The 24,193-nt window shown below is 68.3% G+C and carries 22 protein-coding genes; 8 read left to right on the forward strand and 14 right to left on the reverse strand.

Annotated features, from left to right (window positions below):
* Positions 1-4: 4 nt before the first annotated feature.
* From iolD to OG858_RS34650, 8 genes are all read right to left on the reverse strand, one after another.
* Complete coding sequence (gene iolD, locus OG858_RS34615; protein WP_328544146.1) at positions 5-1,888, reverse strand: 3D-(3,5/4)-trihydroxycyclohexane-1,2-dione acylhydrolase (decyclizing); 1,884 nt, start codon at positions 1,886-1,888, stop codon at positions 5-7.
* Positions 1,885-2,781 (reverse strand): 5-deoxy-glucuronate isomerase, encoded by an 897-nt coding sequence (gene iolB / locus OG858_RS34620; RefSeq protein ID WP_328544145.1) that lies wholly within the window; start codon positions 2,779-2,781, stop codon positions 1,885-1,887. The genes iolD and iolB overlap by 4 nt, the downstream gene beginning before the upstream one ends.
* Positions 2,778-3,650 carry a Cgl0159 family (beta/alpha)8-fold protein gene (locus OG858_RS34625; RefSeq protein WP_086749508.1) on the reverse strand — a complete coding sequence of 291 codons (873 nt, stop codon included), beginning with the start codon at positions 3,648-3,650 and terminating at the stop codon, positions 2,778-2,780. The genes iolB and OG858_RS34625 overlap by 4 nt, the downstream gene beginning before the upstream one ends.
* A 4-nt stretch (positions 3,651-3,654) precedes the next feature.
* Positions 3,655-4,623, reverse strand: coding sequence for a 5-dehydro-2-deoxygluconokinase (iolC, locus tag OG858_RS34630; protein ID WP_086749507.1), 969 nt, complete (start codon positions 4,621-4,623; stop codon positions 3,655-3,657).
* A gap of 101 nt (positions 4,624-4,724) precedes the next feature.
* The gene (locus tag OG858_RS34635) at positions 4,725-5,582 is read right to left on the reverse strand and encodes a sugar phosphate isomerase/epimerase family protein (RefSeq protein WP_327745073.1); all 858 of its coding nucleotides are present in this window, start codon (positions 5,580-5,582) and stop codon (positions 4,725-4,727) included.
* A gap of 53 nt (positions 5,583-5,635) precedes the next feature.
* The gene (locus OG858_RS34640; protein WP_086749505.1) at positions 5,636-6,535 is read right to left on the reverse strand and encodes an ATP-binding cassette domain-containing protein; all 900 of its coding nucleotides are present in this window, start codon (positions 6,533-6,535) and stop codon (positions 5,636-5,638) included.
* Between the two features lie 8 nt (positions 6,536-6,543).
* Positions 6,544-7,620 (reverse strand): ABC transporter permease, encoded by a 1,077-nt coding sequence (locus OG858_RS34645; RefSeq protein WP_328544144.1) that lies wholly within the window; start codon positions 7,618-7,620, stop codon positions 6,544-6,546.
* A 7-nt stretch (positions 7,621-7,627) separates the two neighbouring features.
* Positions 7,628-8,647, reverse strand: a complete 1,020-nt coding sequence (locus OG858_RS34650; RefSeq protein WP_319064411.1) for a sugar ABC transporter substrate-binding protein — start codon at positions 8,645-8,647, stop codon at positions 7,628-7,630.
* A gap of 271 nt (positions 8,648-8,918) precedes the next feature.
* On the opposite strand from OG858_RS34650, the gene OG858_RS34655 reads away from it, so the two are divergent.
* Positions 8,919-9,950, forward strand: a complete 1,032-nt coding sequence (locus OG858_RS34655) for a LacI family DNA-binding transcriptional regulator (protein WP_256960208.1) — start codon at positions 8,919-8,921, stop codon at positions 9,948-9,950.
* Positions 9,951-10,316: 366 nt separating this feature from the next.
* Here OG858_RS34655 and OG858_RS34660 read toward each other — a convergent pair whose 3' ends face one another.
* Positions 10,317-10,823, reverse strand: a complete 507-nt coding sequence (locus tag OG858_RS34660) for a hypothetical protein (protein WP_319263259.1) — start codon at positions 10,821-10,823, stop codon at positions 10,317-10,319.
* A 388-nt stretch (positions 10,824-11,211) separates the two neighbouring features.
* On the opposite strand from OG858_RS34660, the gene OG858_RS34665 reads away from it, so the two are divergent.
* Together OG858_RS34665 and OG858_RS34670 are read left to right on the forward strand one after the other, a co-directional pair.
* On the forward strand, positions 11,212-12,459 hold the full coding sequence (locus OG858_RS34665; protein ID WP_328544143.1) for a hypothetical protein: 1,248 nt from the start codon (positions 11,212-11,214) through the stop codon (positions 12,457-12,459).
* A gap of 253 nt (positions 12,460-12,712) precedes the next feature.
* Positions 12,713-13,207 carry a hypothetical protein gene (locus OG858_RS34670; protein WP_328544142.1) on the forward strand — a complete coding sequence of 165 codons (495 nt, stop codon included), beginning with the start codon at positions 12,713-12,715 and terminating at the stop codon, positions 13,205-13,207.
* Positions 13,208-13,628: 421 nt separating this feature from the next.
* On the opposite strand, the gene OG858_RS34675 is transcribed toward OG858_RS34670, so the two are convergent.
* The 3 genes from OG858_RS34675 to OG858_RS34685 all read right to left on the reverse strand — a co-directional run bounded on the left by OG858_RS34675 (position 13,629) and on the right by OG858_RS34685 (position 16,110).
* Entirely contained in the window at positions 13,629-14,636 is a 1,008-nt protein-coding gene (locus OG858_RS34675; protein ID WP_328544141.1) for an NAD(P)/FAD-dependent oxidoreductase, read from the reverse strand.
* Positions 14,637-14,785: 149 nt separating this feature from the next.
* Positions 14,786-15,532: a class I SAM-dependent methyltransferase gene (locus OG858_RS34680; RefSeq protein WP_328544140.1), complete on the reverse strand. Its 747-nt coding sequence runs from the start codon at positions 15,530-15,532 to the stop codon at positions 14,786-14,788.
* A 53-nt stretch (positions 15,533-15,585) separates the two neighbouring features.
* Complete coding sequence (locus OG858_RS34685) at positions 15,586-16,110, reverse strand: AAA family ATPase (RefSeq protein ID WP_328544139.1); 525 nt, start codon at positions 16,108-16,110, stop codon at positions 15,586-15,588.
* Positions 16,111-16,270: 160 nt separating this feature from the next.
* Between OG858_RS34685 and OG858_RS34690 the strand changes: the two genes are divergently transcribed.
* The 3 genes from OG858_RS34690 (at position 16,271) to OG858_RS34700 (ending at position 18,786) form a co-directional block, all read left to right on the forward strand.
* The gene (locus tag OG858_RS34690) at positions 16,271-16,759 is read left to right on the forward strand and encodes an HIT family protein (protein WP_328544138.1); all 489 of its coding nucleotides are present in this window, start codon (positions 16,271-16,273) and stop codon (positions 16,757-16,759) included.
* A gap of 50 nt (positions 16,760-16,809) precedes the next feature.
* On the forward strand, positions 16,810-17,787 hold the full coding sequence (locus OG858_RS34695; RefSeq protein ID WP_328544137.1) for an aminoglycoside phosphotransferase family protein: 978 nt from the start codon (positions 16,810-16,812) through the stop codon (positions 17,785-17,787).
* 84 nt (positions 17,788-17,871) lie between these two features.
* A complete protein-coding gene (locus OG858_RS34700; protein ID WP_328544136.1) occupies positions 17,872-18,786 on the forward strand; it encodes an aminoglycoside phosphotransferase family protein in 915 nt (304 codons plus the stop codon).
* Positions 18,787-18,958: 172 nt separating this feature from the next.
* On the opposite strand, the gene OG858_RS34705 is transcribed toward OG858_RS34700, so the two are convergent.
* Positions 18,959-19,750, reverse strand: a complete 792-nt coding sequence (locus OG858_RS34705) for a phosphotransferase family protein (protein ID WP_328544135.1) — start codon at positions 19,748-19,750, stop codon at positions 18,959-18,961.
* A 128-nt stretch (positions 19,751-19,878) separates the two neighbouring features.
* Positions 19,879-20,367: an HIT family protein gene (locus OG858_RS34710; protein WP_328544134.1), complete on the reverse strand. Its 489-nt coding sequence runs from the start codon at positions 20,365-20,367 to the stop codon at positions 19,879-19,881.
* 521 nt (positions 20,368-20,888) lie between these two features.
* Here OG858_RS34710 and otr(A) point away from each other — a divergent pair.
* A complete protein-coding gene (gene otr(A), locus OG858_RS34720; RefSeq protein ID WP_328544133.1) occupies positions 20,889-22,793 on the forward strand; it encodes a tetracycline resistance ribosomal protection protein Otr(A) in 1,905 nt (634 codons plus the stop codon).
* Between the two features lie 293 nt (positions 22,794-23,086).
* Positions 23,087-24,175, forward strand: a complete 1,089-nt coding sequence (locus OG858_RS34725) for a questin oxidase family protein (protein ID WP_328544132.1) — start codon at positions 23,087-23,089, stop codon at positions 24,173-24,175.
* Positions 24,176-24,193: the final 18 nt, after the last annotated feature.

A 24,193-nucleotide genomic window follows, 5' to 3' on the forward strand; every position in this document is an offset into this window, starting at 1 on the left:
GGACTTACAGGTAGTGCCGCTGGGTGCGCTTGTGGGCGGCGTATGTCTCGTACGCGGTGCGGGTGGTGTCGAGGGCGGAGGTCTGGCTGACGGGGACGTCCCACCAGCCGTGGCCGGGTGGGTTGGGCCCGTAGAGGTCGGTCTCGACGTGCACGACCGTGGTGTGGGTGGCGGCTTTCGCCTTCTCCATCGCGGTGCGGAATTCGTCGACGGTGGTGGAGTGCAGGACGTCCGCGCCGAGGGAGGCGGCGTTGGCGGCGAGGTCGACGGGGAGGATGCCGCCGTCGAGGCGGCCCGAGTCCTCGTCGCGGAAGCGGTACTTGGTGCCGAAGCGCTGCGAGCCGAGGGACTCGGACAGGGCGCCGATGGAGGCGAAGCCGTGGTTCTGGACGAGGACGATGATGACCTTCAGTCCTTCGGAGACCATGGTGACGATCTCCTGGGCCATCATCAGATAGGAGCCGTCACCGACCAGGACGACGACCTCGCGCGAGGGGTCGGCCATCTTGGCGCCGACGCCGGCGGCGACTTCGTAGCCCATGCAGGAGTAGGCGTACTCGACGTGGTAGGCCTTCGGATCCCGAGCCCGCCACAGTTGTTGCAGGTCGCCGGGCATGGATCCGGCCGCGTTGATGACCACGTCGCGGTCGCCGAGGACGTCGTTGAGGGCGCCGAGGATCTGGGTCTGGGCGGGGAGTTCGCCGGTGTTGCGGTCCGGGGCGAAGCATTCCTCCTCGATCTCCCTTGTACGGGCGATCAGTTGGCGTGTCCGGTCGCGGTACCCCTGGTCCACCTCCCAGTCCGTCAGCGCGCCCGCGAGGGCCTGGATGCCGAGCCGGGCGTCCGCGACCAGGGGTTCGGCGGAGTGCTTCACCGCGTCCAGGCGGGCGACGTTGAGGTTGACGAAGGTGGCGTCGGGGTTGGCGAAGACGGTGTGGCTGGCGGTGGTGAAGTCGGAGTAGCGCGTGCCGATCCCGAGGATCACATCGGCCTCGCGTGCCAGCTCGTTCGCGGCATACGAACCGGTCGAGCCGATCCCGCCGACCGCGTACGGGTGGTCCCAGGCGACGGCGCCCTTGCCGGCGTGGGTGTCGGCGACGGGGATGCCGGTGGCTTCGGCGAAGGCCCGCAGCTGAGTCTCGGCACCGGAGTAGACGGTGCCGCCACCTGCGACGATCAGCGGCTTGCGGGCGCCTCGCAGCAGGGCGGCGGCGCGCTCGACTGCGGCCGGCTCCGGAACCGGGCGGCCCACATGCCACACCCGGCGCCGGAAGAACGAGACGGGCCAGTCGTACGCTTCGGCCTGCACGTCCTGCGGGAGGGCGAGGGTGACGGCGCCGGTCTCGACGGGGTCGGTCAGTACCCGCATCGCGGCGAGTGCGGCCGGGATCAGCTGCTCGGGACGCGAGATGCGGTCGAAGTACTTGGATACGGCGCGGAAGGTGTCGTTGACGGTGACGTCGCCGCCCCGGGTGTCCTCCAGCTGCTGGAGGACGGGGTCGGCGGCGCGGGTGGCGAACATGTCGGAGGGCAGCAGCAGCACCGGGATGCGGTTGGTGGTGGCGAGCGCCGCGCCAGTGATCATGTTGGTGGAGCCGGGGCCGGTGGAGGCGGTGCAGGCGAAGGTGGCGAGCCGGTCACGCATCTTGGCGTAGGCGACGGAGGCGTGGACCATGCCCTGTTCGTTGCGGGCGAGGTAGTAGGGCAGGTCGGCTTCGCCGGTCGTGGCTGCCTGCAACAGTGCCTGGCCGATGCCGGCGACGTTGCCGTGCCCGAAGATGCCCCACACACCGGGGATGAGGCGGTGTTCCTGGCCGTCGCGTTCGCTGTACTGGTGGGCCAGGAAGCGTACGAGCGCCTGGGCGGTGGTGAGTCGGATGGTGTTCATTGCTCGGTGGGCCCTTCGAAGGGAAGCCGGTCGTCGACGTCCTGGGACTCCCAGGTGGAACGCACCCAGCCGTGGGCGGGGTCGTCGCAGATCAGCCAGGCGCGGTCCTGCCCCGGACCGGCCATGACGTTGAGGTAGTACAGGTCGTATCCGGGGGCCGCGATCGACGGGCCGTGCCAGCCGTGCGGAATGAGGACGGCGTCGCCGGAGCGCACCTCGGCGAGCACCTCGATGGGCCGGTCGGTGGTGCCGTAGACCCGCTGGTAGCCGAAGCCGTTCCCGTCGCCGGAGACCTCGAAGTAGTAGATCTCCTCCAGCTCTGACTCGACCGGGTTGCCGGCCTCGTCGGTGCGTACCTCGTCGTGCTTGTGCGGCGGGTACGAGGACCAGTTCCCGCCGGGGGTGAGCACCTCGCACACCAGCAGCTGCTCGGCGTCGAACGTGCCGGGCAGGCAGTAGTTGTTGACCTGTCGCGAGCACGCCCCGGCACCCCGCAGCTCGACAGGGACGTCCTCCTTGCGCCCGTACCGAGCCGGTTGACCTCCCCGCTCGGTACGGGCGGAGGGCAGCGCGAACCGTCCACCGGACGCGCTGCTGATGAGAGCCTCCGACTCGCGCGAGAGATACGCGAAGTCGGTGGTGGAGGCGAACACGCCTGTCCGGCCGGCGAGTTCGAAGGCCTTGGTGTCCGTGGTGAGGGTGCAGGAGCCTGTCAGCGGCAGGACCAGGAACTCGGAATCTCCGGTGGACAGGGTGTGTGCCTCGCCCGGAGCCAGGGTCAGGATCCTGAGGCCGGAGTATTCCCAGCCCGCCGACTCCGGCGTGATCAGGAGGTCGTAGGGGCCGTCGGCCGATGTGCCCCTGGGCAGGTGGTACTTGCTCGTGTCGCTCACAGCAGGCTCACCGCCCGGTCCACCGCCCCGGCGACATCGCCGTCCGAGGGGTAGAGCAGGGAGCGGCCCACGACCAGACCCTGAGCGGTGGGCTGCTTCAGTGCCTTGCCCCAGGAGGCGAAGGCCGCGTCGGCGTCCTTGACCTCGCCGCCCAGCAGCAGCGCGGGCAGCGTGGAGGAGGCGAGCACGCGCTCCATGTCGTCGACGACCGGCAGCTTCAGCCAGGTGTAGGCGGTGCGGCGCCCCAGCCCGGAGGCGATGGTGATCGACTTGACGACAGCGTCGGTGGAGAGGTCGTTGCGGATCTTCCCGTCCTGCCAGAGGGAGAGGAACGGCTCGACCATGGCTATGAGCTGCCGGTCGTTCAGCTCGTCGACCGCGCGGGCGGTGTTCTCCAGGATCGACGGGGTGGCCGGGTCGTCGAGGGCGATGCGGGTGAGCATCTTGCCGCCGTCGAAGCCCATCGCCGCGATCGTCTCGGCGTCGTACCCGGTGAACCGGTCGTCGATCTCGAACACCGAACCCGCCAGCCCACCGCGGTTCATGGAACCGAAGACGCTCTTGCCGTCGAGGACGCCGAGCAGCAGCAGGTCCTCCAGGATGTCGGCGGTGGCCAGGACGCCGGTCACTCCGGGCCGTTCCAACGCCACGCACAGGCGGTCGAGCAGCTTGAAGCGGTCGGCCATGGCGGTCGGGTCGCCGCCTACGCCGTTGGCACCTCGCGCCGGATGGTCGGCGGCGATGATCATGGCTTTCCCGTGCTTGCCGAGCAGCGAGGTCGCCTGCACACGGCGGGCGGCGGCCGCCGCGATGGCACCGGGGTCGTTGACGCGGGCCCCCACGATCCGGCTCATATTGTCGGGCAGCATGGGGTCACACCTCTCGCTCATCGGATGCGAGGGCTGCCTCGCGGAGCTTGGCCGCGACCTCGGCCTCGGTGGGCATGGCGTCGGAGCAGGACAGCCGGCCCGCCACGATCGCCCCGGCGGCATTGGCGAAGGACACCGTGCGGCGCGTGTCCCAGCCGGACAGCAGCCCGTGGCACAGCGCGCCGCCGAAGGCGTCACCCGCGCCGAGACCGTTGACGACGTCGACGGGCACCGGCGGGATCTCGGCGGCCCGGCCGTCCCGGGTCATGGCCAGCACGCCCTTGGGGCCCTGCTTGACCACGGCGAGCTCGACCCCGGCGGCGAGCAGTGCCTTCGCGGCGGCGTACGGCTCGCGCTCCCCGGTCGCCACCTCGCACTCGTCGAGGTTGCCGACGGCGACGGTGGTGTGGCGCAGGGCCTCGGCGTAGTACGTACGGGCCTGGTCCGGGTCGTTCCAGAACATCGGCCGCCAGTCCAGGTCGAAGACCGTCGTGCCCGCCTTCGCCCGATGCGCCAGCGCCGCGAGGGTGGCCGAGCGGCTCGGCTCCTCGCTCAGCCCCGTCCCGGTCATCCAGAAGACACTGGCGTCGCGCACGGCGTCCAGGTCGAGCTCGTCGGGACGGATGTCCAGGTCAGGGGCCTTGGGCAGGCGGTAGAAGTACAGCGGGAAGTCGTCCGGCGGGAAGATCTCACAGAACGTCACCGGCGTCGGCGCGATGTCCGACGTCCCCACGAAGCCGGCGTCGACGCCGTATCCCTCCAGCGCCTGCCGGACGAAGTCCCCGAACGGGTCGCGGCCCGTCTTGGTGACGACGCTCGCGGTGTGCCCGTAACGGGCGGCGGCCACCGCGACGTTGGTGGGGCTGCCGCCGAGGTACTTGCCGAACGACGTGACCTCGGCCAGTCCCACACCGGTCTGAAGCGGATACACATCCACCCCCACACGGCCCATGGTCAGCACTTCGAACGGCATAACGGCAGCTCCCCTTCTTCCTTAAAGCGCTTTAAGCGACTGCAGCGAGAACGATGCCTTCCGACATATGTCATGTCAATAGGTTGTTAGGTCAATAGATGTCAGGACCAAGTGGCCAGGTACTCGTCGATCTTCTTCCGCATGAAGACGGACGACTCCTTCGCGCGGTCCTCCCAGGCGAAGACGCAGGACGTGAGAGTGCCGTCGAAGCCGTTCGCGCGCAGTTCGCGGAAGAGCTCGTCGAAGTCGACCTCGCCCTGACCCATGTCGAGGTGCTGGTGGACGCGTGCCGTCGTGCCGGGCGGGTTGAGGATGTAGCGGTTGCCCGAGGAGGCCGTGTGGTCGAGGACGTCGGCCAGATGAACATGGGTGAGCAGATCGCCCGCGTGCTTGATGATGCCGGGGGCGTCGTTGCCGATGTGGAAGGTGTGCGGGGCGCAGTAGAGGAAACTGACGCTGGGGTGGTTGATCCCGCGGATCAGGTTCACCGCGTCGTGGCCGTCCTCGATGAAGTCGTCCGGGTGCGGCTCCAGGGCGAGCTTGATGCCCTCCCGCTCGAAGAGCGGAAGGAGTTCGTCCATCGACTTCCAGAACTGGGCCTCGCTGCGGTCCGGGTCCTCGGGGCGCCCGTTGAACTCGGAGATCATGCTGTCCACACCGAGGTCCGAGCAGATCTGGATGGACCGCTTCCAGTATCGGACGGCGGCCTGCCGCGCGTCCTCGTCGGGGCCGGACCAGCGGAAGAGGGGCAGGAGGGAGGAGATCCCGACGCCCGCCGCGTCCAGCGCCTTGCGGAACTTCCCTACGGTGGCGTCGTCCACGCGCGGATGGCGGAAGAAGGGGATGAAGTCCTCTCGGGGGGAGAGCTCGATCCATTCGTAGCCCAACTCGGCGACCACTGCGGGCAGTTCGAGGAGCGGGACATTGCGGATCATGTATGGGTCGAGGGCGATCTTCACGACGGGGTGCCTTCCGGGGTGTCAGGGGAGGACGGTGGAGCGTCGGGGCCGGTTCACGCGGCCCCGTCCTTCGAGGTGGCCACGGGTGCGGTGAGGTCTCCTTCCTCGGGGAGTTCGTCGACGTCGACGCCGCGTACTTGGGCGAGTTCGTGTTTGAGGGCGGCGAGTTCGGTGCCGCCTGCCATGTGGTTGGTGAGTTCTTCGAGGCTGACCTGGTCGCGGGCGGCGGAGAGTTCGAGGGTGCCGAGGCGCAGGACGCTGAAGTGGTCGCCCACCATGTAGGCGTGGTGGGGGTTGTGCGTGATGAAGATGACGCCGAGGCCGCGGTCGCGGGCGGCGGCGATGTACTTCAGCACCACGCCGGACTGTTTGACGCCGAGGGCGGCGGTGGGCTCGTCGAGGATGAGGACGCGGGCGCCGAAGTAGACGGCGCGGGCGATGGCCACGCACTGGCGCTGGCCGCCGGAGAGGGTGCCGATGGGCTGGTCGAGGTCGTCCAGGACGATGCCCATGTTGCGCAGTTCGGTGTCCGCGGTCTCCTTCATCCGGGCGATGTCCAGACGCCGGACGGGCCAGGGGCCCTTGGTGAACTCCGAGCCGAGGAAGAAGTTGCGCCAGACCGGCATCAGCGGGACGGTCGCCAGATCCTGGTAGACGGTGGCGATGCCGGCGTCCAGGGCCTCGCGCGGGGTGGTGAAGCGCACCGGCTCGCCGTCGACGAGGACCTCGCCCTCGGTGTGCTGGTGCAGACCCGAGATGATCTTGATCAGCGTGGACTTGCCGGCGCCGTTGTCGCCCAGGACGCAGGTGACGCGGCCGGGGTGGACGCTGAGGTTCACGCTGTGCAGGGCGCGGACATTGCCGTAGGCCTTGCCGGTGCCGCGCAGTTCTACGACGGGGGTGTCGTTCTGGGATTCGGTGTCCGTGACGATAGCCGTGTTGGTGTTGGTCATGGGGTGGTTCACCTCCGGGTCGCTTGGCTGCGGACCCACAAGTTGACGAGGGCGGCGATCAGGAGCATCACGCCGAGGAAGGCCTTGAACCAGTCGGGGTTCCAGTTGGCGTAGACGATGCCCTGGGAGACCATGCCGAAGATGAAGGCACCGATCACCGGGCCCACGGCCGAGCCGTAACCGCCCGTCAGCAGGCAGCCGCCGATCACGGCGGCGATGATGTACAGGAACTCGTTGCCCACGCCCTCACCGGACTGGACCGTGTTGAACGAGAACAGCAGGTGCATCCCGACGAACCAGGCGCCCGCGCCGACGCCCATGAACAGGGCGATCTTCGTGAAGTTCACGGGCACGCCGACGGCCCGCGCACTGTCCTTGCTGCCGCCGACCGCGAAGATCCAGTTGCCGAACTTGGTGCGCAGCAGCAGCCAGGTGGCGATCGCCGCGAACGCCAGCCAGTAGAAGACCGTGACCTTGACATCGACGCCGCCGATGCCGACCTCGGAGGCGAAGACGTTCTTGGCCTGGTCGAAGCCGTCCATGTCGCTGATGGAGTCGCTGGCCACGTTGCCGGTGAAGATCTTCGTGACGGCGAGGTTGGAGCCCTGCAGGATCAGGAACGAGCCGAGGGTGACCAGGAAGCTGGGCAGCCCGGTCCTGATCAGCAGCCAGCCGTTGAACGCGCCGACGGCGAGGGACACGATCAGCGCGACGAAGACACCGGTCCACACGTTCACGGACAATTGGAAGCTGATGACCGCGGCGGTCAGCGCGGAGGTGGTGACCGCGACACCGGCGGACAGGTCGAACTCCCCGCCGATCATCAGCAGGGCCACCGGGATCGCCATGATGCCCATGACGGAGGCCTGGTAGAGCACCGTCGCCAGCGAACTGGCCTCACGGAACGAGGGGGCCACGGAGAAGAAGAACGCGTAGACGCCGATCGCGGCTATGAGCGCGCCGACCTCGGGGCGGGCCAGCAGCCTGCGCCCCAGCGAACGCTGTACGGTGCGGCCGTCCTTGTGGGCGGCCGGCGGAGCCGGCGACGAGGGGGAACTCGCCGCCGGTGCCGTTGCTTGGGTCATGATCAGATCACCGGGTGCCCTTCGCGGCGAACTTGGCGATCGTGTCGACGTTGTCCTTGTCGACGAAGGCCGGGCCGGTCAGCACCGGCTCCTCGCCACCGCCGCTGTAGTTTCCGTTGTTCTTGTAGAGCCAGAGCGAGTCCACGGCCAGGTAGCCCTGCAGGTAGGGCTGCTGGTCGACGGCGAACTCGATGTCGCCCGCCTTGATGGCGTCCGTGAGCTCCTTGTTCAGGTCGAACGTGGCGACCTTCGCCTTGCTGCCCGCGTCCGAGATCGACTCCACCGCCGTCAGCGCGAACGGGGCGCCGAGGGTGACGACCTGGTCGATCGAGGAGTCCTGCTTGAGCTTGGCCGAGATGGTCGACTTGGTCGCGGGCATGTCGTTGCCGTTGACGTAGAGGTTCTCGGTCTTGCCCTTGAAGGTCTTCTTCACGCCGGCGCAGCGGGCCTCCAGGCCTACGTGCCCCTGGACCTGGACGACGCAGAGCGCGTGCTTGGCGCCGGTCTCGTTGAGCTTGTTGCCGAAGGCCTGGCCGGAGACGGCCTCGTCCTGGCCGAAGAAGGAGAGCAGCCCCTGCTCCTTCCAGACGTCCATGCCGGAGTTGAAGCCGACGACGGGGATGCCGGCCTTCTGTGCCTTGGCGATGGCGTCCTTGAGGGCGTCGGGCTTGGCGAGGGTGACGGCGATGCCGTCGACCTTCTGGTCGATCGCGTTCTGGATCAGCGTCGCCTGGCCGCTTGCGCTCTCGTCGTTGGAGTAGATCAGCTCGACGTTGTCCTTGGCGGCGGCGGCCTGGGCGCCCTTGCGGATGATGTCCCAGAAGGTGTCGCCGGACGGCGCGTGGGTGACCATCGCGACCTTCATACGGGGCGTGTCGGCCTTGCCGGCCGCGGCGTCCGCCCCGCCCTCCTCGGCCTCCTTGCCGCCGGAGCTGCTGGAGCAGCCCGCGAGGACCAGGGTGGCCGCGGCGGCCGCGGCCACGACGGAGGCTGTTCTGCGAGAGCGGGGAAGGGAGGTTCGGTTCATGATTCGTGCACCTCACTGTGCAACTGGGAGGGTCGGTGGAACGGCGGCCGTGGGGATGGATGGTGGGTGTGGCGGCCTTGATGTCCTGAGCGAGCGCCTTGTGGGCGTCGTCGACCGAGCCGGAGAACACGATCCGCGCGGACCGCGCTTTCGAGCTGGCTTAGTCGGAACATCAGCACAATTTAAAACGCTTTAAGTTCTGGTACTATCGGATTGTTTCGCGAGCGTGTCAAGGGTGTTGTGCCAGCAGATTTCCGCAGGGGAGGCGCAAGTGGGCGACGGTGATCCCGTACGTCACCGGAATGGCGCGAACAAGCGTCCCCGGCTGGAGGACGTGGCCGCGCGGGTGGGCCTGTCCACCGCGTCGGTGTCTCTTGTGCTGCGTGGGGTGGCCGGTCCCAGTGAGCGGACGCGGCAACGTGTCCTCAGGGCGGCCGCAGACCTCGGCTATCAGGTGGACCGTACGGCCAGCGTGCTCGCGAGCCGGCGCAGCCGTCTGCTGGGCGTCATGATCGACATCTACAGCCCGTTCCACGCCGAGTTGGTCGACCATCTGCATGTGGCGGCCGAGGAGGTCGGCTATGACCTGGTGCTCAGCACCCTGACGCGCACCCGCGACGAGCACACGGCCGTCGAGACGCTGCTCGCCTACCGCAGCGAGGCCCTGATCCTCCTCGGCCCGACCGTCCCCACCGCGACCCTCGCCGCCCTCGACCGCAAGGCGCCGGTCATCGCCGTCGGCCGCCGGATCTCCGACGCGGCCCTGGACGTCGTGCGCACCGCTGACGACGACGGGGTCGGCCAGATCGTCGACCATCTCGTCGGGCTCGGCCATCGTGCGATCACCTATGTCGACGGTGGCAAGGGCGTGATCGCCACCGATCGGCGCCGGGGTTACCGCACCGCCATGCGCCGCCACGGCCTGGACGAACACATCAGCGTCCTGCGCGGCGACCACACCGAAGCGGCCGGCGAGCGCGCCGCGGGCCAGCTACTCGAAGCCGGCGATCTTCCCACCGCCGTCGTCGCCTTCAACGACCAGTGCGCCATCGGCGTCCTGGCCGCCCTGGCCCGCGCCGGGGTCGAGATCCCTGGCCGGGTGTCCGTGGTCGGCTACGACGACGACACCCACTCCCGGCTGAGCTGCTTCAATCTGACCACGGTCAGCCAGGGGGCCGAGGCGCAGGCGCGGCATGCGGTGACCGCGGCCGTCGAGCGCCTCGACCAGGACCGGACCGAACCCCGCGAGGTCGTCCTCACCCCGCGTCTCGTCCTCCGGGGGACGACGGCGAAGCCCGTCTGACGTATACGTCGTGCCAGGGCGTGCCCGAGCGGTTTGATGCAGATCAGCGGTTGGATCTTGTCGGCCGCTGTGGACACGGTTCGTGCCTGCGCCGCTGTAGGGCTGACCCGCAGGTCGAGCAGGATCTGGAACTTCGTGTGCCAGACGATGTCGGCCACGCAATACCACCTTTTCATTGTGAAAAGCCGTGAGAACTACGGTAGCGACGACTACTGACAACGAGGGATGGAGCAGGCACGGCAATGGTCGTAAATCGGCCGCCGCACCGGGCCGGGCATCCGCCGCGACCGTGCTGTCGGCTTCCCCGTCAGCGTCCTCGCGGTTTGTCGGGACACGAATATCGCAGCCGTGAAGCCAACGTCGGTGTCAGTGAACAGGCTTCGGGGGGAGCACTCGCTCAAGGAAGTCCAGTCGAACCTGGCGAGGCAGTTGGCTGTCCAAGCCGAGGGCTGTGCGGATGGAATCGGCGCTGACGTCACGTGGGATGTCCAGCCGACGCTCGGCATCTCCGATGATCTCGCCAATGATGTGGTGGGCGGCTTGTGGATGATGCCCGATAAGCCAGTCCAGCGTCTTCGCCACAGGTGTTGCGATGCCGTAGAAGGGCGAATCCGTACCGCCGGTGGCTCTGTGCACTTCCTGGCCGTAGGCGAACTCGTCGAGGATGGCGTGTCGGAGAGTGGCGGCCAGATCGTAGGGATCGATGATGCTGGCGGTGTCTGCGGCGACACTCCAAGCGAGTTCATCGGCGACCTCTTGAACGGAAGCCTGGGTGCGGTGGCGCAGGGCCCCGCGCTTGCGCCAGTCGGGCCGCTCCCACAGGACGCCGAAACCGCATTTAGGAGTGTCGTGCCCCTCATCTCCTAGGGGCACGACACTCCTACCGATCAGATGTCCCGGAAGAGACCAGCGAGTCCTGTGACCTGCCGCAATGGGTGGCTCCTGACTGCTGACCTGCGTTAATGTCCTTTCTGCTGTTTCACGCTCATGCCTGTTGATGCGGCCGGAAGTCCCAGAAAAGTCCCAGGAGACTCCCATCGCCCGCTGTCACTCTTTCGGCTCTATGCAGAGTGTGCGGGTGCGGTGTGGGCTGGTGTTCGTGCATCGGTGGTCGGCCCTGAACGAACGGCAACGCGTGCTTCTCGAACGGCTTGCGGCGGGAGAGGAGCCCAGAGCCTGGGCGCCGGGTGAATGGCGCTCGGCTTATGCCCTGCGTGATCGCGGGCTCCTGACTGTCAGCCGCGGTGGCGGTGACGTGCGTATGGAGGTCACCGAGGCTGGCCGGTTCTACCTTCGGCAGGGTCATCATCCAGACGACCCGGCGTTCGCGGACGTCGATGTTCACGGAGTGTCCGCCGAACCTGTGGCGCCGGTGAAAGGGGGAGGACGGCGCGAGACCACGAGTCGAAAGCGCACCTTGACGCCCTACAGTGAGCGGCCCGTCGCGCGCGCTCGACAGGCGAAGGCGCAGGAGTTGATCGAGCGACTGGTTACCGGGGGGCGTGTCTGTCTCGTCGACCCCGATGACGACGAAATCGCGGAGTGGCGGCGCGTGGTCAACTACGCGAAGCGACACGGCTTGGAGCCGCCGGGCAAGCGCATCGAGAAGGTGGGCCTCGGTTCACGTGGGTTGGAGATACACCTTGTGGAAGGCCCGCATCCCAATTCACGGAGCCAGCGGCTGAAAGACGACGCGTCGGTGGTCCCGGTACCCGCGCGACTGAGTTCCCTCCATCCTGCTGTGGTTGCGCTCAGGGACGACGAGGGGCAGTTGGTGATTCCGCCTGTGCTCCGTCGCCGGTCGCTCCTGATTCTGCAGGCACTGGCTGCCGAGGCGGTGCGGCGGGGCTACGAGATCAGGCGCGGCCGGTTGTCCTACTCGCGGCGTGAAGGCGGGGTGGACGTGGTCGTCGACGGCTTCGCGCACACGGTCACCGTCAGGCAGGAGTTCCCGCAGTCCACGAATCCCGAGCGCTCCGTGCGTCTCGTTGTCGAGCTTGACCACGGCCGTTTTGGCCAGTCAGGCCGGACGGGCCGATGGCGGGATCGGAAGGACCGGGTGCTTGAGGACGCCCTGGGCTTTATTCTCGGGGAGATCGAGGCGCGAGTGCTGGAGGACGCACAGCGCAGAGAAATCGAGGAGCGGGCCAAAGCGGAGCGTGCAGTTCGCTGGCGAGCGGCCGTGGAGGAGGCGAAGGCGCGAGCAGTTCAGGATCAACTCGCCGAGGTGCTTCGTGAAGAGGCCGACCGCTGGCGGGAGGCCGCTGTGCTCGGTGAGTACTGCACAGCGCTGGAACGTCGTCTCGGCGAGCTGGGCGGTGCCATGGACGAGTCGGCTCTGGACTCGGCCCGGCGTTGGTTGGAGTGGTCGTACGGCTACGCGCGGGAGATCGACCCCTTGCTCCGGCTTCCGGGAATGCCGAACACACGTGAACCGACGCCGGAGGAGCTCGAACCACACCTGAAGGGATGGAGCCCCTACAAGCCGGAACGACGGAACGGACGGTGACTCGGTAGTGAACAGCCTGCTGGCTCCGTCGGGCAGGTGTCTACGGAGGGGCGGAGACGCTTCGGGACGGGCCGACAGTGGGCAGCGCAGCTGTGCTGTCGACTTTCGGCCAAGTTGCGGTGAACGTGTGCGGACGTAGCCGGACGTCCACGGACTGACGCGAACACAGTGAGAACTACTGAGACTGAATGGGACTGGCCAGGTTCGATCCACGATGGGTTACCTGCTTTGTTCCGCGGGCCACACTGCCTCTATGACGAGCTTTCAGCAGCGGAAAGCAATAGGTGACGCGCATGAGCGGCACGTCGCCGAGCAACTCACCGAGCGAGGGTGGGAAGTCGACTTCTGGGGCCAAGGGCAGCTGAGCCGGGCGCTTCAATGGGCGCTCCGGAAGACCGACAGTTCCATTCGCTGGTTCCCGGATCTCATTGCGGCGAAGGCCAAAGACCTCGTACTGATCGACTGCAAGGGCGGCATGACCAGCAGGCGAACGGGCCGACATGCTGTCGAACGCGCCGCCGTGCTGGCGCACTTGCAGCTCGTTGCCTGGACGCAGCTCCCGATCTACTACGTGTTTGATGGCCTCGATGCGTGGTCGCCATACGACGTGCTTGTCGCGGGGCAGGAAGGGCCGCACAGCATTGCGGGATCGGGTGCCCCGTACTTTCTGATCTCTGCCCAGGGAGCCCGTCGCTTCGACGACCTGTTCGGCACGCCGGACGTCGCCCAGTTCGGTATCGCCTCGTAGTCCTGGTCGTTACTTGCTCGGCCGCCTTCAAGCCGAACAGGGAGCCGACACGAGCAACCCTGACTTTCGGCCCCGTACGCGCTGTCGACACCTCGAGTCATCGCCGGGCTCTCTTCAAGCCTCGCATCATCGCGTTGCGCATCCGAGGTATTGGGAAACTCTCGGTTGGGCCGGTGGCGGTGAACCCGCCAGTTCCAGGGGCGCCGACCCATTCCGCGGCGTCGGCGCCCCGGTTGAGGCGGGACTGGCTTCGAATAGGTCTTCTGGCCCCGGGGGGCGATCTCTGGGCCGGTTGCGAACGCGACTCGATTGGCCCCACTTGGGTGCGAGCCGTGTGCGGCCTCGCGGTGATGGGCTGTCAGGCCAGAACAGCGACTGCTCGCGGCGATTCAGGCAGACACCGCCCACCACATCGGGATCGTTAAAAGCGATCCGGGCGGCAACCTGACAGAGCCGACTCAACGGTCCCGTCGACCAACTCCCGCGCGACCAGGCGGCCCACGGCCGCGGCGAGCGTGACCGCCGAGTGCATCACTGCCAAGTAGAGGCCGGGGACCTCGGCGACCGGGCCGACGATCGGCTCACCGTCGGCCGGCATGGGGCGCACTCCGATTCGGGTGCTGAGCAGTTCGACGCTCCCGGCGCCATGGAAGGTGGACCGGACGGCGGCAAGGGTTCGTTCGGGCGAGTCCGCGGCGGCGATCAGTCGGTCCGGGGCGACCTGCCGAAGATCGAAGTCCTCGGTGTTGACCACGGTGCGGACCAGACCGGCCGGGGCGCTGAGCCGGAACAGCTGCGACGGCGACGGTTCGACCGGGACGCGCACACCGAGCGGTGCGCCCAGCGCGGCCGTGGCAACTCCGGCCGCCAGCACCACCGTCGCACCGGAGAGGGGTCCTGCTGTCGTATCGACCCCGGCGATCCGGCCCGCCGTGTCCCGGCGGACCGCGGTAACCGGCGTGTCCAGATGTACCCGGGCTCCATGGGTGCGAGCGGCCTCGACCAGCCGCTCGGTCACGCCCACCGAGTCAACAGCGCCGTCACCTGGCGCCCAGACAGCCCACTCCGGAGGCTGCCGAAGGGCGGGCTCGAGCGTCGCCACGGTGGCCGCATCCAGGATCGTCTGCCCGGGTCCGGCGTCCGGCGCACTGTCATGCCTGTTCCAGCTCAGCGAGCCGGACCAGGTCACTGGGAGTCCCGGCAACTCGGCCCCGAGCCGGTGGTACTCCGCCGTCGCGGTGGCCCGCAGCCCGGCGGCCGGAACTGTGAGCACGCCGGACGATCCGATCCAGGCGAACGAGTCCGCCGTCACGCCGGCGCCTGGCCGCCCGGCGTCGACCAACGTCACGTTGGCGCCCGCCCGGGCGGCGTGATAGGCCACCGATGCGCCGACAATGCCGGCGCCCACGACGACCAAGTCCCTGTTCACTGATGGGCTCAACACGTGCACGACCTCAGCGTCCGCCCGCGCGGCCTGGTGGGCCGACGCCCGCTGACCGAAGGCTGCCCGTAAACGAGATTCAGACGCGGGACACCAGTCACGCGCGTGCTGCAGACGTGCCAGAACCCCGTTCTCATCTACGCAGCCTCCAGTCGGTATCGGTAGGCGGAGACGTGCGACCGCGACTCGGCGGTGAACTCGGCACCCGTCCAGTCCGCGTGCCTGGTCTCCAGCTCGAATCCGGCCAGTTGCGCCATGAGGTCGAGTTCGGCCGGCCAGATGTAGCGGTGCGGGCCGCGCCCCAGCCGGGCCTGCCCGGTCTCGTCGAAGTGGAAGTGGTGCGATACGACGTGCTGGTTCAGAACGTCGTAGGTGTCCAGACCGATGTATCCGGGCTCAGAGCCCCAGACGACCGCCGCCTGCCCGGGTGGAAGCTTGCGCAGCTCGGGCACCCAGAGCTCGATGACGAACCGGCCGCCGGGTGTGAGGTGGCGGGCGGCGTTGCGGAAGCACTCGACCTGCTCAGCCTGGGTGAGGAGGTTGGAAATGGTGTTGTAGACGAGGTAGACCAGCGTGTACTTCCCGGGGGCCACTGAGGTCGCCATGTCACCGATGACCACGGGAATCGTCGCTTCGTCTGCCTTGGTGCGCAGTTGATCGACCATCGGCCGCGACAACTCGATGCCGGTGACCGGTACTCCTCGCTCAGCCAGCGGGACGGCCACCCGGCCGGTGCCGACAGCGAATTCGAGTGCTGCTCCGTCGCCTGCGAGTCCGGCGAGGCGATCCACGGTCGGCCCCAGGATCCCGGGCGCGAACATGCCCGTCCCGGGCGTGTCATAGTGCTGGGCGGCATCGACGTCCCAGAGAGATTCCTGCTGCATACCGCCAGCCTTCGCCGTCGGCCCGAGCGATGTCCAATGATTATCGGCCCCCCCTACCAAGCAGCCGCCTTGATCACGTCCACGGCGATGTCCTCGACCGACCGGCCGTCGGTCGGGATACGAACAGTGCCCGCCGGAGCCTTCTCGTCCAGTTCCCGTGCGTTCCGCAGGCTCCGCTCGATGTGGGCGGTGAGCTGCGAGCCGGTTTCGCGTTGGGCGAGGCGTTCCCGCACGGTCGTCTCCCCTGCCGTGAGTAGGACGCAGGTGGCTCGGACCTCGCCGCCGCCCATGGCCCGGCTGATCATCGGCGCTTCCAGGATGCTCACCGTGTTCGTGTAGACGAGGCGACGCTGGCCCAGAGCGGCGTAGTTCGACCAGACCGCCGCGGTGTTCCGTTCGGTGATGGCCGCGCGGTGAGGGTCGTCCTGTGGGGCCGGATGGATCTGGTCCATGTAGTCGCCCTCGATCAGACAGTGCGCCGTTCCCTTCCCCTGCAATGCCGCAGATACCTCCCATGCGACGGTCGTCTTGCCGACGCCCGCCCCACCACCGATGAGCAACAGTTCGTAAGCGGTCACGGCTCGTCAGCCTGGCAGAGTCCGGACTGTCACGTCGACCGGAAATACCCAGGGCCGGAATTCGGGCTTCGTGGAGAGGCGGTGGGAAAAATGACCGGCGCGGGCTGGTCGCACGTGCTCTCGTAAGGGGAACGAGACGTTCTCGAACCGAGGGGGCAGGTTGCCGGACCACGGATGTGTCTTCTGCGCGATCGCGCGAGGCCAGGCTGAGGCCAGCATCGTCTTCGAGGACGAATGGGTCCTCGCGTTCATGGACCTCCAACCCGTGACCCCGGGGCACTTGCTCGTCATCCCGAAGGCACATGCGGAGGGGCTGGAAGATTTGCAGGAGGACATCGGCGGGCGGGTCTGGACGGTGGCGCACCGGCTCGGACGCGCGCTGCGGCTGTCCGGCCTGCGGTGCGAGGGGGTCAATCTCTTCCTGGCCGATGGCGAGGCTGCCTTCCAGGAGGTCTTTCACGTCCACCTGCATGTCTTCCCCCGCTTCCAAGGGGATCCGTTCCGCATCGAGGCGGGCTGGCGGGTGCGCGAACGTCATCTGCTGGACGAGACGGCAGCGGCGGTCCGCAGCGGAATCACCGCCCTGGAGGACCCCGTTGCTGAGGCGGCGGGTGGAGTCGGGCCACCGGGCGTCCTGGAGCAGCCGTAAGGCGCCTCTCGCACAACCACCGCCATCCGCCGAAGACGGGAAGACCCACGATGAAACAGGACCCCGAAAACGGCCTCACAGCGGCGGGCCCGGACATGCCCGCAGCGACAGGCAGCCGGAGGATGGCCTGGTCGGCGATGCCGCGCGAGGTGACCGCAAGGATCGAGCGGTTGCTCGGCAGCCCGGTGGCTGAGGCGATCAGCCAGCCGGGCGGGTTTTCCGAGGGCTTGGCCGCACGCGTGCGCCTGGCGAACGGCAGACGTGTGTTCATCAAGGCGACGAGCGCGCTGAGGGCACCGGCGGTGGCGGACTTCCATCGCCGAGAGATCGCGGTGTCCGACCGGCTTCCCCAAGAGGTACCGGCCCCACGTTTGCTCGATGCGTACGACGACGGCACCTGGGTGGTGCTGGCCTTCGAGGAGATCCTTGGACGTCTGCCAGCTCAGCCGTGGCAGCGGGAGGAACTCGCCCGGGTACTCGCGGCGGTGACCGACATGGCGGAGATACTGACGCCGTCGCCCGTGAACGAGGCGCTCTTGGGCGAGCCGCGCCTTGGAGGATGGCTGGCGGTGGCGGACGATGCCGCAGTCAGGGGCAAGGTGGGAAAGCTGTCGTCGTGGGCGGCCCGTCACTTCGACGAACTCGCGGCGTTGGAGGAGAACGCTTCGCTGGATGGCTCCACCCTCCTGCACGGAGACCTGTACCCGTTCAACATCATGCTGACCGCGGACCGCGTCTTCGTCGTCGACTGGCCGCACGCCTGGATCGGTCCCCGCCACTGTGACGCGGTCACGTTGATGTCCAGTGCTTCCCTCAGCGGCGTGGATCCGCAGCCGATCGCCGAGCACCACCCGCTCACCCGCGATCTCGACCCCGTCCAGGTCAACGAAGTGCTGGCACTGCACGCCGGATTCCTCCTGCGAGCCGCCGCCATGGCCGGGCCGGCCGCCGATCCCCACCTGGTGACCATGATGGCCACGTTGGGGCTCGCTTCACTGCGCTGGCTACGACAGCGACGACGGCTGTGAAGTGGCTGGTGCCGGGCTGCCGACAGGCAAGGTCGCGACAAGAAACAGGTTGCAGTTGAAGATCGTGGCGCGGATGCTTCCGCCATGAAGATGCACGCCAACCAGCGGACGGTGTCGCCTGAAACGGTGCGCACGTTGGTCGATCAGCAGTTTCCTGAGTGGCGGAGCCTGCTGGTCAGGAGCATCGCTGCGCAGGGTACGGTTAACGCCCTCTTCCGCATCGGCGATCGGTTCGCAGCTCGATTCCCTCTTGAGGCCGCAGACGTCGAGCCGACCCGGCGCTGGCTGGAGTCCGAGGCGGAAGCGGCTCGCGAGCTGGCAGGTCGTACCCGTTTCCCCACGCCCGAGCCGGTCGCGCTCGGTGAACCCGGGGCAGGCTACCCACTTCCGTGGTCGGTGCAGACGTGGCTGCCCGGGGTCGTGGCCGACGATGAGGACCCCGGCGAATCGGTGGCGTTTGCCCACGACTTGGCCGATCTCATCGGCGACCTCCGCGCGATCGACACGCGTGGCCGCACGTTCGCCGGCACAGGTCGAGGAGGCGACCTGCAATCCCATGACGCGTGGATGGAGACCTGTTTCAGACACAGTGAGCAACTCCTGGATGTCCCTCGGCTTCGCCGTATCTGGGCAACTTTGCGTGATCTGCCGCGAGGTGCAGCTGAGGACGTCATGGCCCATTGCGATCTGATTCCTGGCAACGTGCTCGTGTCCGCCGGCCGTCTTGTGGGGATTCTCGACGTTGGCGGCTTCGGGCCGGCTGACCCTTCTCTGGATCTCGTGAGCGCGTGGCATTTGCTCGAGGCCGGGCCGCGGCAGGTGCTCCGCGATCACCTGGGTAGCGACGACCTTGAATGGGAGCGAGGCAAGGCGTGGGCTTTCGTTCAAGCGATGGGGTTGGTCTGGTACTACGTCGAAAGCAACCCGGTCATGAGTCGGATGGGTCACCGATCCTTGGAACGCATCCTGGCGGACAGTTCGCTTCGATCATCGACGTGACGACGATGCGCCGACAATGAGATGGATGTTGGTCAGGCAGCGGCCTCCATCACGGCCGGGGCGATCGGTGCCCGTGCTGATCGTCGTGTCGAGCTGCTACTTCGCCCAGTCGACGAGTGTGCCCGCGTAGGCAGAGTCTGCCCGGACGATGTCGATGCGATTTTCCGAGCTGTCACGCGTCGAGCCAACGCTCCGCGATTTCGAGCGTCCTTCGACGCACGCGGGCTATCCCCAGGACACTGTTGAACGCGGCGAAGGACGGCCACAGCAACAGGAAGACCGCGAGTTCCTCCGCCAGCAACGCGCTCCGCAGCGTGTGGCGTTCACACGGCCGACTGTCCACGTACGCGTCGATCAGCGCCTGAGGGGCCGTCATGCCGGCAGGTGTGGCGCGAACGCTGAGGAAGGCCAGATCGGAGGCGGGGCGGCCGATACCGGCTGCCTGCCAGTCGCAGAAGACGACTGAACCGGCTCCGCGGGAGTACACAAGGTTGTCCGTGTGGCAGTCGCCGTGGATGAAGACCGGCGGTACGGCATCCATCTGGTCCCCCAACTCGGCTCGATGAGCAAGGAGTTCGGGGAGCTGCGGGAGCGTGGGGGCCCAGAAGGCATTGATCTGCTCCAGGTCGGGGTCGGCGAGAGCCTCGCGCAGCGCGTCGGGGCGGGTCCACTCCGCCTTCGTAGGCAACGGCATGCTGTGCAGGCCGGCCAGTTCCCGGCCCAAGTCCGCCCACATCCGTGGCGTCCACGCGCCGGGCTCCTGAGCCTCGCCGGCCGCCTCAAGCAGCACAGCCACGCCGTCCTCGGTGTCCAGGTGGCCGAAGAGCCTTGGCGTGCGTACCGGCGCGAGCGGCGCGAGGTCCTGATAGAAGCGCAGCTCTCGCAGAGCGGCCGCGATCGCCTCCGCGCCCAGCATGGCAGGAGTGACCTTGAGGTACGCACCTTGGCCGTCGACCGTACACACGGCATGAACTCCGGCACCGGACCGGGACTCGAGTGGTGAAGGGGACGCACGGCGCTCCAGCCGCAAGGAGTCCAAAGCGGCTTTCGTGAAATCACTCGGCATTCGGGCGCCCGGACCTTGGGATCTGGTCACAGCGTCTGGAGCCCGCCTCGGGCCACGATGCGCTCACGGATACGCGCGGCCATGTCAACGAACTCCTCGGGCCGCATGGCCAACACACCGTTCTCTGTCATCAGCGCGTGGAACTGCTGCTGCTCATACGGCACGTCCGACGGCAGACCGGCGATGTGCCAGTGGAGATGCGCGTTGCCCTGCTGGCTCCCCAGCGAATAAAGATATGTCCGCTCGGCTCCCACGCAGTCTTCCACCGCCAAGGCGACCTCCCGAACGACCAGCATGAGCCGGACGTACGACTCTTGGTCGAGATCACGAACGACGTGCTCGACATGCCTCCTGGGCGCGACCAGGATCTTGCCGGACAGGGTCGGCCACCGGTCGAGGAACGCGACGTGATCGTCGTCCTCGAAGACTGTGTGATGCGCATAGTCGGGGTGCCCCGACACAAAGGCGCATACGAAACACGGCCCTCGACGTGCTCTGGCCTCGTACGCATCCATGTCCGACCTGTGCCGTTCTGTCGGCATGCGCAACCCCTATGCTTGACGTTTAAGGTCCGGCGTCGAACGCGGCTCGAACTTGACCAGCTTTTCGCAGTTCAGCGGACGTGAAGACGGCCTTCGTCTGATCCTGTGCTCCGTCACAGAGGCAGAGGAACCGATACGAAGGCCGTGGCCGTGAGTCTGGGGTATCAGGGCGTCCTGCGGGATGCGTTCACGGAAGTGTCATGCTTCCGGACGGAGTTGTACTCGTGCCTGACCGCTCGGGGCGATGCACTGTTCGAGTTGTGCGACGCGTTGTTGTGCACGGACGGGCCGGTGCGGACGCTGGCTTCGGGTGTCGTGCTACTGCACGCGCAGACGCCCTACCCGCTCCGGTAATTCGGTTGTGGAGGCCCGTCGAAGGTACGCCATGATGGGCGTGACCACACCGCCGAACCTCAGGAGACCCCGAATGCGCCGACTCCTCGGAACGATCCAGCGCCCCCACTGGCTCACGGTTCTTGAGGACTCGACCACGCATGCACACCCTGAACATCGGCATTCTGGCGCACGTCGACGCTGGTAAGACCAGCCTCACCGAGTGGCTCCTCTTCGGCGGCGGCACGATCGACCGGCTCGGCAGCGTCGACGCCGGCGACACCCGCACCGACGACGGGGAGATCGAGCGTCGGCGCGGCATCACGATCCGCTCAGCCGTTGCCGCCTTCACCTCCGGCGACGTCCAGATCAACATCATCGACACCCCCGGTCACTCCGACTTCGTCGCCGAGGTCGAGCGTGCCCTGGAGGTCCTCGACGGTGCGGTGCTGCTGCTCTCCGCCGTGGAGGGCGTCCAGGCCAGGACGCGGGTCCTGCTGAAGACCCTGCGGCGGCTCGCCCTGCCCACGCTCGTCTTCGTCAACAAGATCGACCGGGCGGGCGCCCGCGAGGAGGGCCTGCTCGACGACGTCCGGCGCCTGCTCACCCCGCACGTCGTACCGCTCACCGGAGTCGAGGACATCGGCACGCCGCAGGCCCGCGTCGTACCGCGTCCGCTCACCGCACCGGGGGTGGGCACTACGCTCGCCGAGGTCGACACCGGGATCCTCGCCGCGCTCGTGGACGGCCCCGCCCCGACCGAGCACGACCTGCGGGCCGCGCTCGCCGCGTACACCGCCGACGGGTCCATGCATCCGCTGTTCTTCGGCTGCGCGATGGACGGGCAGGGCGTCGCCGAACTCGTCGAGGGCATCGTCCGATTCGTGCCGGCGCCCACGCCCGAGCGGCGCGGCGCGGGCCGCGTGGGCCACGGCGCCACGGAGGCTCCCCGGGGCACCGTGTTCGCCGTACAGCCCGGCCCCGGCGGCGAACGGAGGGCCTATGTCCGGTTGTACGAGGGTGAGGTGACGAATCGTCAGCGACTGACCTTCCTGCGGCGCGAGGCCGACGGGCGTACGACGGAGGTGGCGGGCCGGGCGCTGGAGCTCACCGTGGTCGGGCAGCCCGGGGCGGTATCCCTCACCGCGGGGAACATCGCCGAGCTGCGCGGTGTCCCCGGCATCCGCGTCGGCGACCGGCTCGGGGAGATCACCGACAGGGCGCCTCAGTTCGCCGCACCGACACTGGAGACCCTGGTGCGGGCACGGCACCCCGCGAAGGCGGCGCCCCTGCGGTCGGCACTGCTCTCCCTGGCCGACCAGGACCCGCTGCTGCACGCCCGGCCCGCGGGCGCCGGCGCCACCGCGCTGCTCCTGTACGGCGAGGTGCAGAAGGAGGTCATCGCGGCGACGCTCGCCGAGGACTTCGGTATCGAGGCGGACTTCGAGCCGAGCCGTATGCGGTTCCTGGCACGCCCGGCGGGCACCGGAGAGGCGTACGAGGAGATGCCGTGGCTCGACCGGACGCACTACATGGCCACGATCGGCCTGCGCGTCGAGCCGGGCGTCCGCGGTTCGGGCACAGTCTTCGTGTACGAGACCGAACTCGGCGCCCTGCCCCGCGCCTTCCACCAGGCCATCGAAGACACGGTCCACGCGACGCTGCGCTCCGGCCCGCACCCCTGGGCGGTGACCGACTGCCGGGTCACACTCGTCCGGTCCGGCTTCTCCTCGCAGCACAGCACGGCGGCCGACTTCCGCGCGCTCACCCCGTACGTCCTGCTCCTGGCCCTGGAAAGGGCGGGCACGCGGGTGTACGAGCCGTACCACGCCTTCGAGGTCGAACTCCCCCTGGACGCGCTCGCGCCGGTGACGGCCCGGCTCGCCGCGTACGGAACGGAGTTCGGGGAGACGACGGGCGGCCGAACTGCGTGGCTGGTCACCGGCGAACTCCCGGCGCGCCACGTGCGGGACATGGAGCTGTGCCTGCCGGGGCTGACGCGCGGCGAGGGCGTGTGGTGGTCACGGCCGTCGGGGGACCGGCCGCTGCGGGCGGAGCGTTACTGACCTCGGCTCGTCAGGGTGAGTTGAAGGGGCAGGGGTATAGGTCCAAGATGCGCGACTTCGGGAGTCACCCGCGCTGGGTGGCGTGTGACGCTCGTGTCCCTTCCTCGATAGCTGCCGGACCAGACGTTCGCCGCCACGATGATCTGGTGTTCGCGCTCACATCGCTCGGCTTCCTTGTGCGAGCCGCATGCTCTCGTTGCACAGGCTGAAGACCGAACTTAGGTCTGCAGGCGTACCAGGCGTACGTCTCAAGCCCGTTACGTCCGGTCGTCGCGGTCCGTAGCGTCGAGGTCATGGACACCACCGGGACCCTCGACGAAGCCCTCCAGCGACTGCACGACTACGGCCCCGAACGGGGCGGTTGGCTGTCCAACCACGGTCCGATGGCGGTGGAGGCGCTGGTCCGCAACGGTCACGCGGCCACTGTGCACCGCTGGCTGGACTACTACCGCGACAAGCTGGAGGACCTGTCCCGCGGCACCGATCCGATCACCGAGGACGGATGGCAGGAGGCGTTGGGCGATCCCCGCCGGATCGGCGACTGGACGGAGCACTTCGTTCGCGAGACGGCCGACCGGCCGTGGCGCGACGTGCTGGTGCAGTGGTGGCCACGCCTGCTGCCGGGCATCGCCGCCGGTGCCACCCACCCGGTGATCCGGGTCGGCCATGCCGTCCGCACCCTCCTGGACGACGACCACGGCAAGGACGCGGGTGCCGGGTCGAGCGCCGACCCGCGTACCGCGGAACTGGCCCATGGTCTCGCCTACTGGGCGGCCCGCAGCCTGCCGACGCCCGGCGTCGCTGCGCCGGGCGGCACCGTCGGCCCGGGTAAGGCGCTGGACGGCATCCCGTTGATCGCGGACCAGGACGGGGGCTTCCGTGACGGCCTCGCGCAGCTGGCTGGAACGCCCGGCTGGACGGCGGCGACCGCCGCGCTCCGCCCGGCAGTGACGCCTGAGGAGTCCCGCGACGTGCTGGCCGAGCTCGTCCGGGCAGCCACCCACCGCTACGCCACCCACGGCCACCTCAGCCCGATCATGCTGGTGCACGCCGCCACCGCGCCCAACGCCGTGCTGCGCACCCTGCCCGCGCTGCCGCCCGCGCTGTGGGCCCCGAGTCTGAACGCCGCCTGGACGGCGAGCGCCGTGGTGACCGCCCTGTACTCACCGGCCACTCCCGCGCCGGCGTCCGAACTACCGAAGGCCCCCACCGGATCCGTAGCGGATGCCGCACAGGAAGTCTTCGCACGCGCGGCTGAGCACGGCGACGAGCATGTGGTGAAGTTCGCCGATACCGCGCTGGACGTCGCCGCCACCACTGGTAGCACCGGCGCGCTGGTGGCCGCAGCACGGGCCTGCGAACTGATTGGCCCGATTCCGTAGCGGAAGCCGGCAACTCCG

The sequence above is a fragment of the Streptomyces europaeiscabiei genome, from assembly GCF_036346855.1.
Taxonomy (GTDB): domain Bacteria; phylum Actinomycetota; class Actinomycetes; order Streptomycetales; family Streptomycetaceae; genus Streptomyces; species Streptomyces europaeiscabiei.

Excerpts from the sequence above, each read along its gene's own strand:
- iolD (WP_328544146.1), bottom strand. The coding sequence starts at position 1,888 with ATGAACACCATCCGACTCACCACCGCCCAGGCGCTCGTACGCTTCCTG.
- OG858_RS34625 (WP_086749508.1), bottom strand. The coding sequence starts at position 3,650 with ATGCTGCCCGACAATATGAGCCGGATCGTGGGGGCCCGCGTCAACGAC.
- iolC (WP_086749507.1), bottom strand. The coding sequence starts at position 4,623 with ATGCCGTTCGAAGTGCTGACCATGGGCCGTGTGGGGGTGGATGTGTAT.
- OG858_RS34640 (WP_086749505.1), bottom strand. The coding sequence starts at position 6,535 with ATGACCAACACCAACACGGCTATCGTCACGGACACCGAATCCCAGAAC.
- OG858_RS34645 (WP_328544144.1), bottom strand. The coding sequence starts at position 7,620 with ATGACCCAAGCAACGGCACCGGCGGCGAGTTCCCCCTCGTCGCCGGCT.
- OG858_RS34650 (WP_319064411.1), bottom strand. The coding sequence starts at position 8,647 with ATGAACCGAACCTCCCTTCCCCGCTCTCGCAGAACAGCCTCCGTCGTG.
- OG858_RS34665 (WP_328544143.1), top strand. The coding sequence starts at position 11,212 with ATGGAGGTCACCGAGGCTGGCCGGTTCTACCTTCGGCAGGGTCATCAT.
- OG858_RS34670 (WP_328544142.1), top strand. The coding sequence starts at position 12,713 with ATGACGAGCTTTCAGCAGCGGAAAGCAATAGGTGACGCGCATGAGCGG.
- OG858_RS34680 (WP_328544140.1), bottom strand. The coding sequence starts at position 15,532 with ATGCAGCAGGAATCTCTCTGGGACGTCGATGCCGCCCAGCACTATGAC.
- OG858_RS34695 (WP_328544137.1), top strand. The coding sequence starts at position 16,810 with ATGAAACAGGACCCCGAAAACGGCCTCACAGCGGCGGGCCCGGACATG.
- OG858_RS34700 (WP_328544136.1), top strand. The coding sequence starts at position 17,872 with ATGAAGATGCACGCCAACCAGCGGACGGTGTCGCCTGAAACGGTGCGC.
- OG858_RS34710 (WP_328544134.1), bottom strand. The coding sequence starts at position 20,367 with ATGGATGCGTACGAGGCCAGAGCACGTCGAGGGCCGTGTTTCGTATGC.
- OG858_RS34725 (WP_328544132.1), top strand. The coding sequence starts at position 23,087 with ATGGACACCACCGGGACCCTCGACGAAGCCCTCCAGCGACTGCACGAC.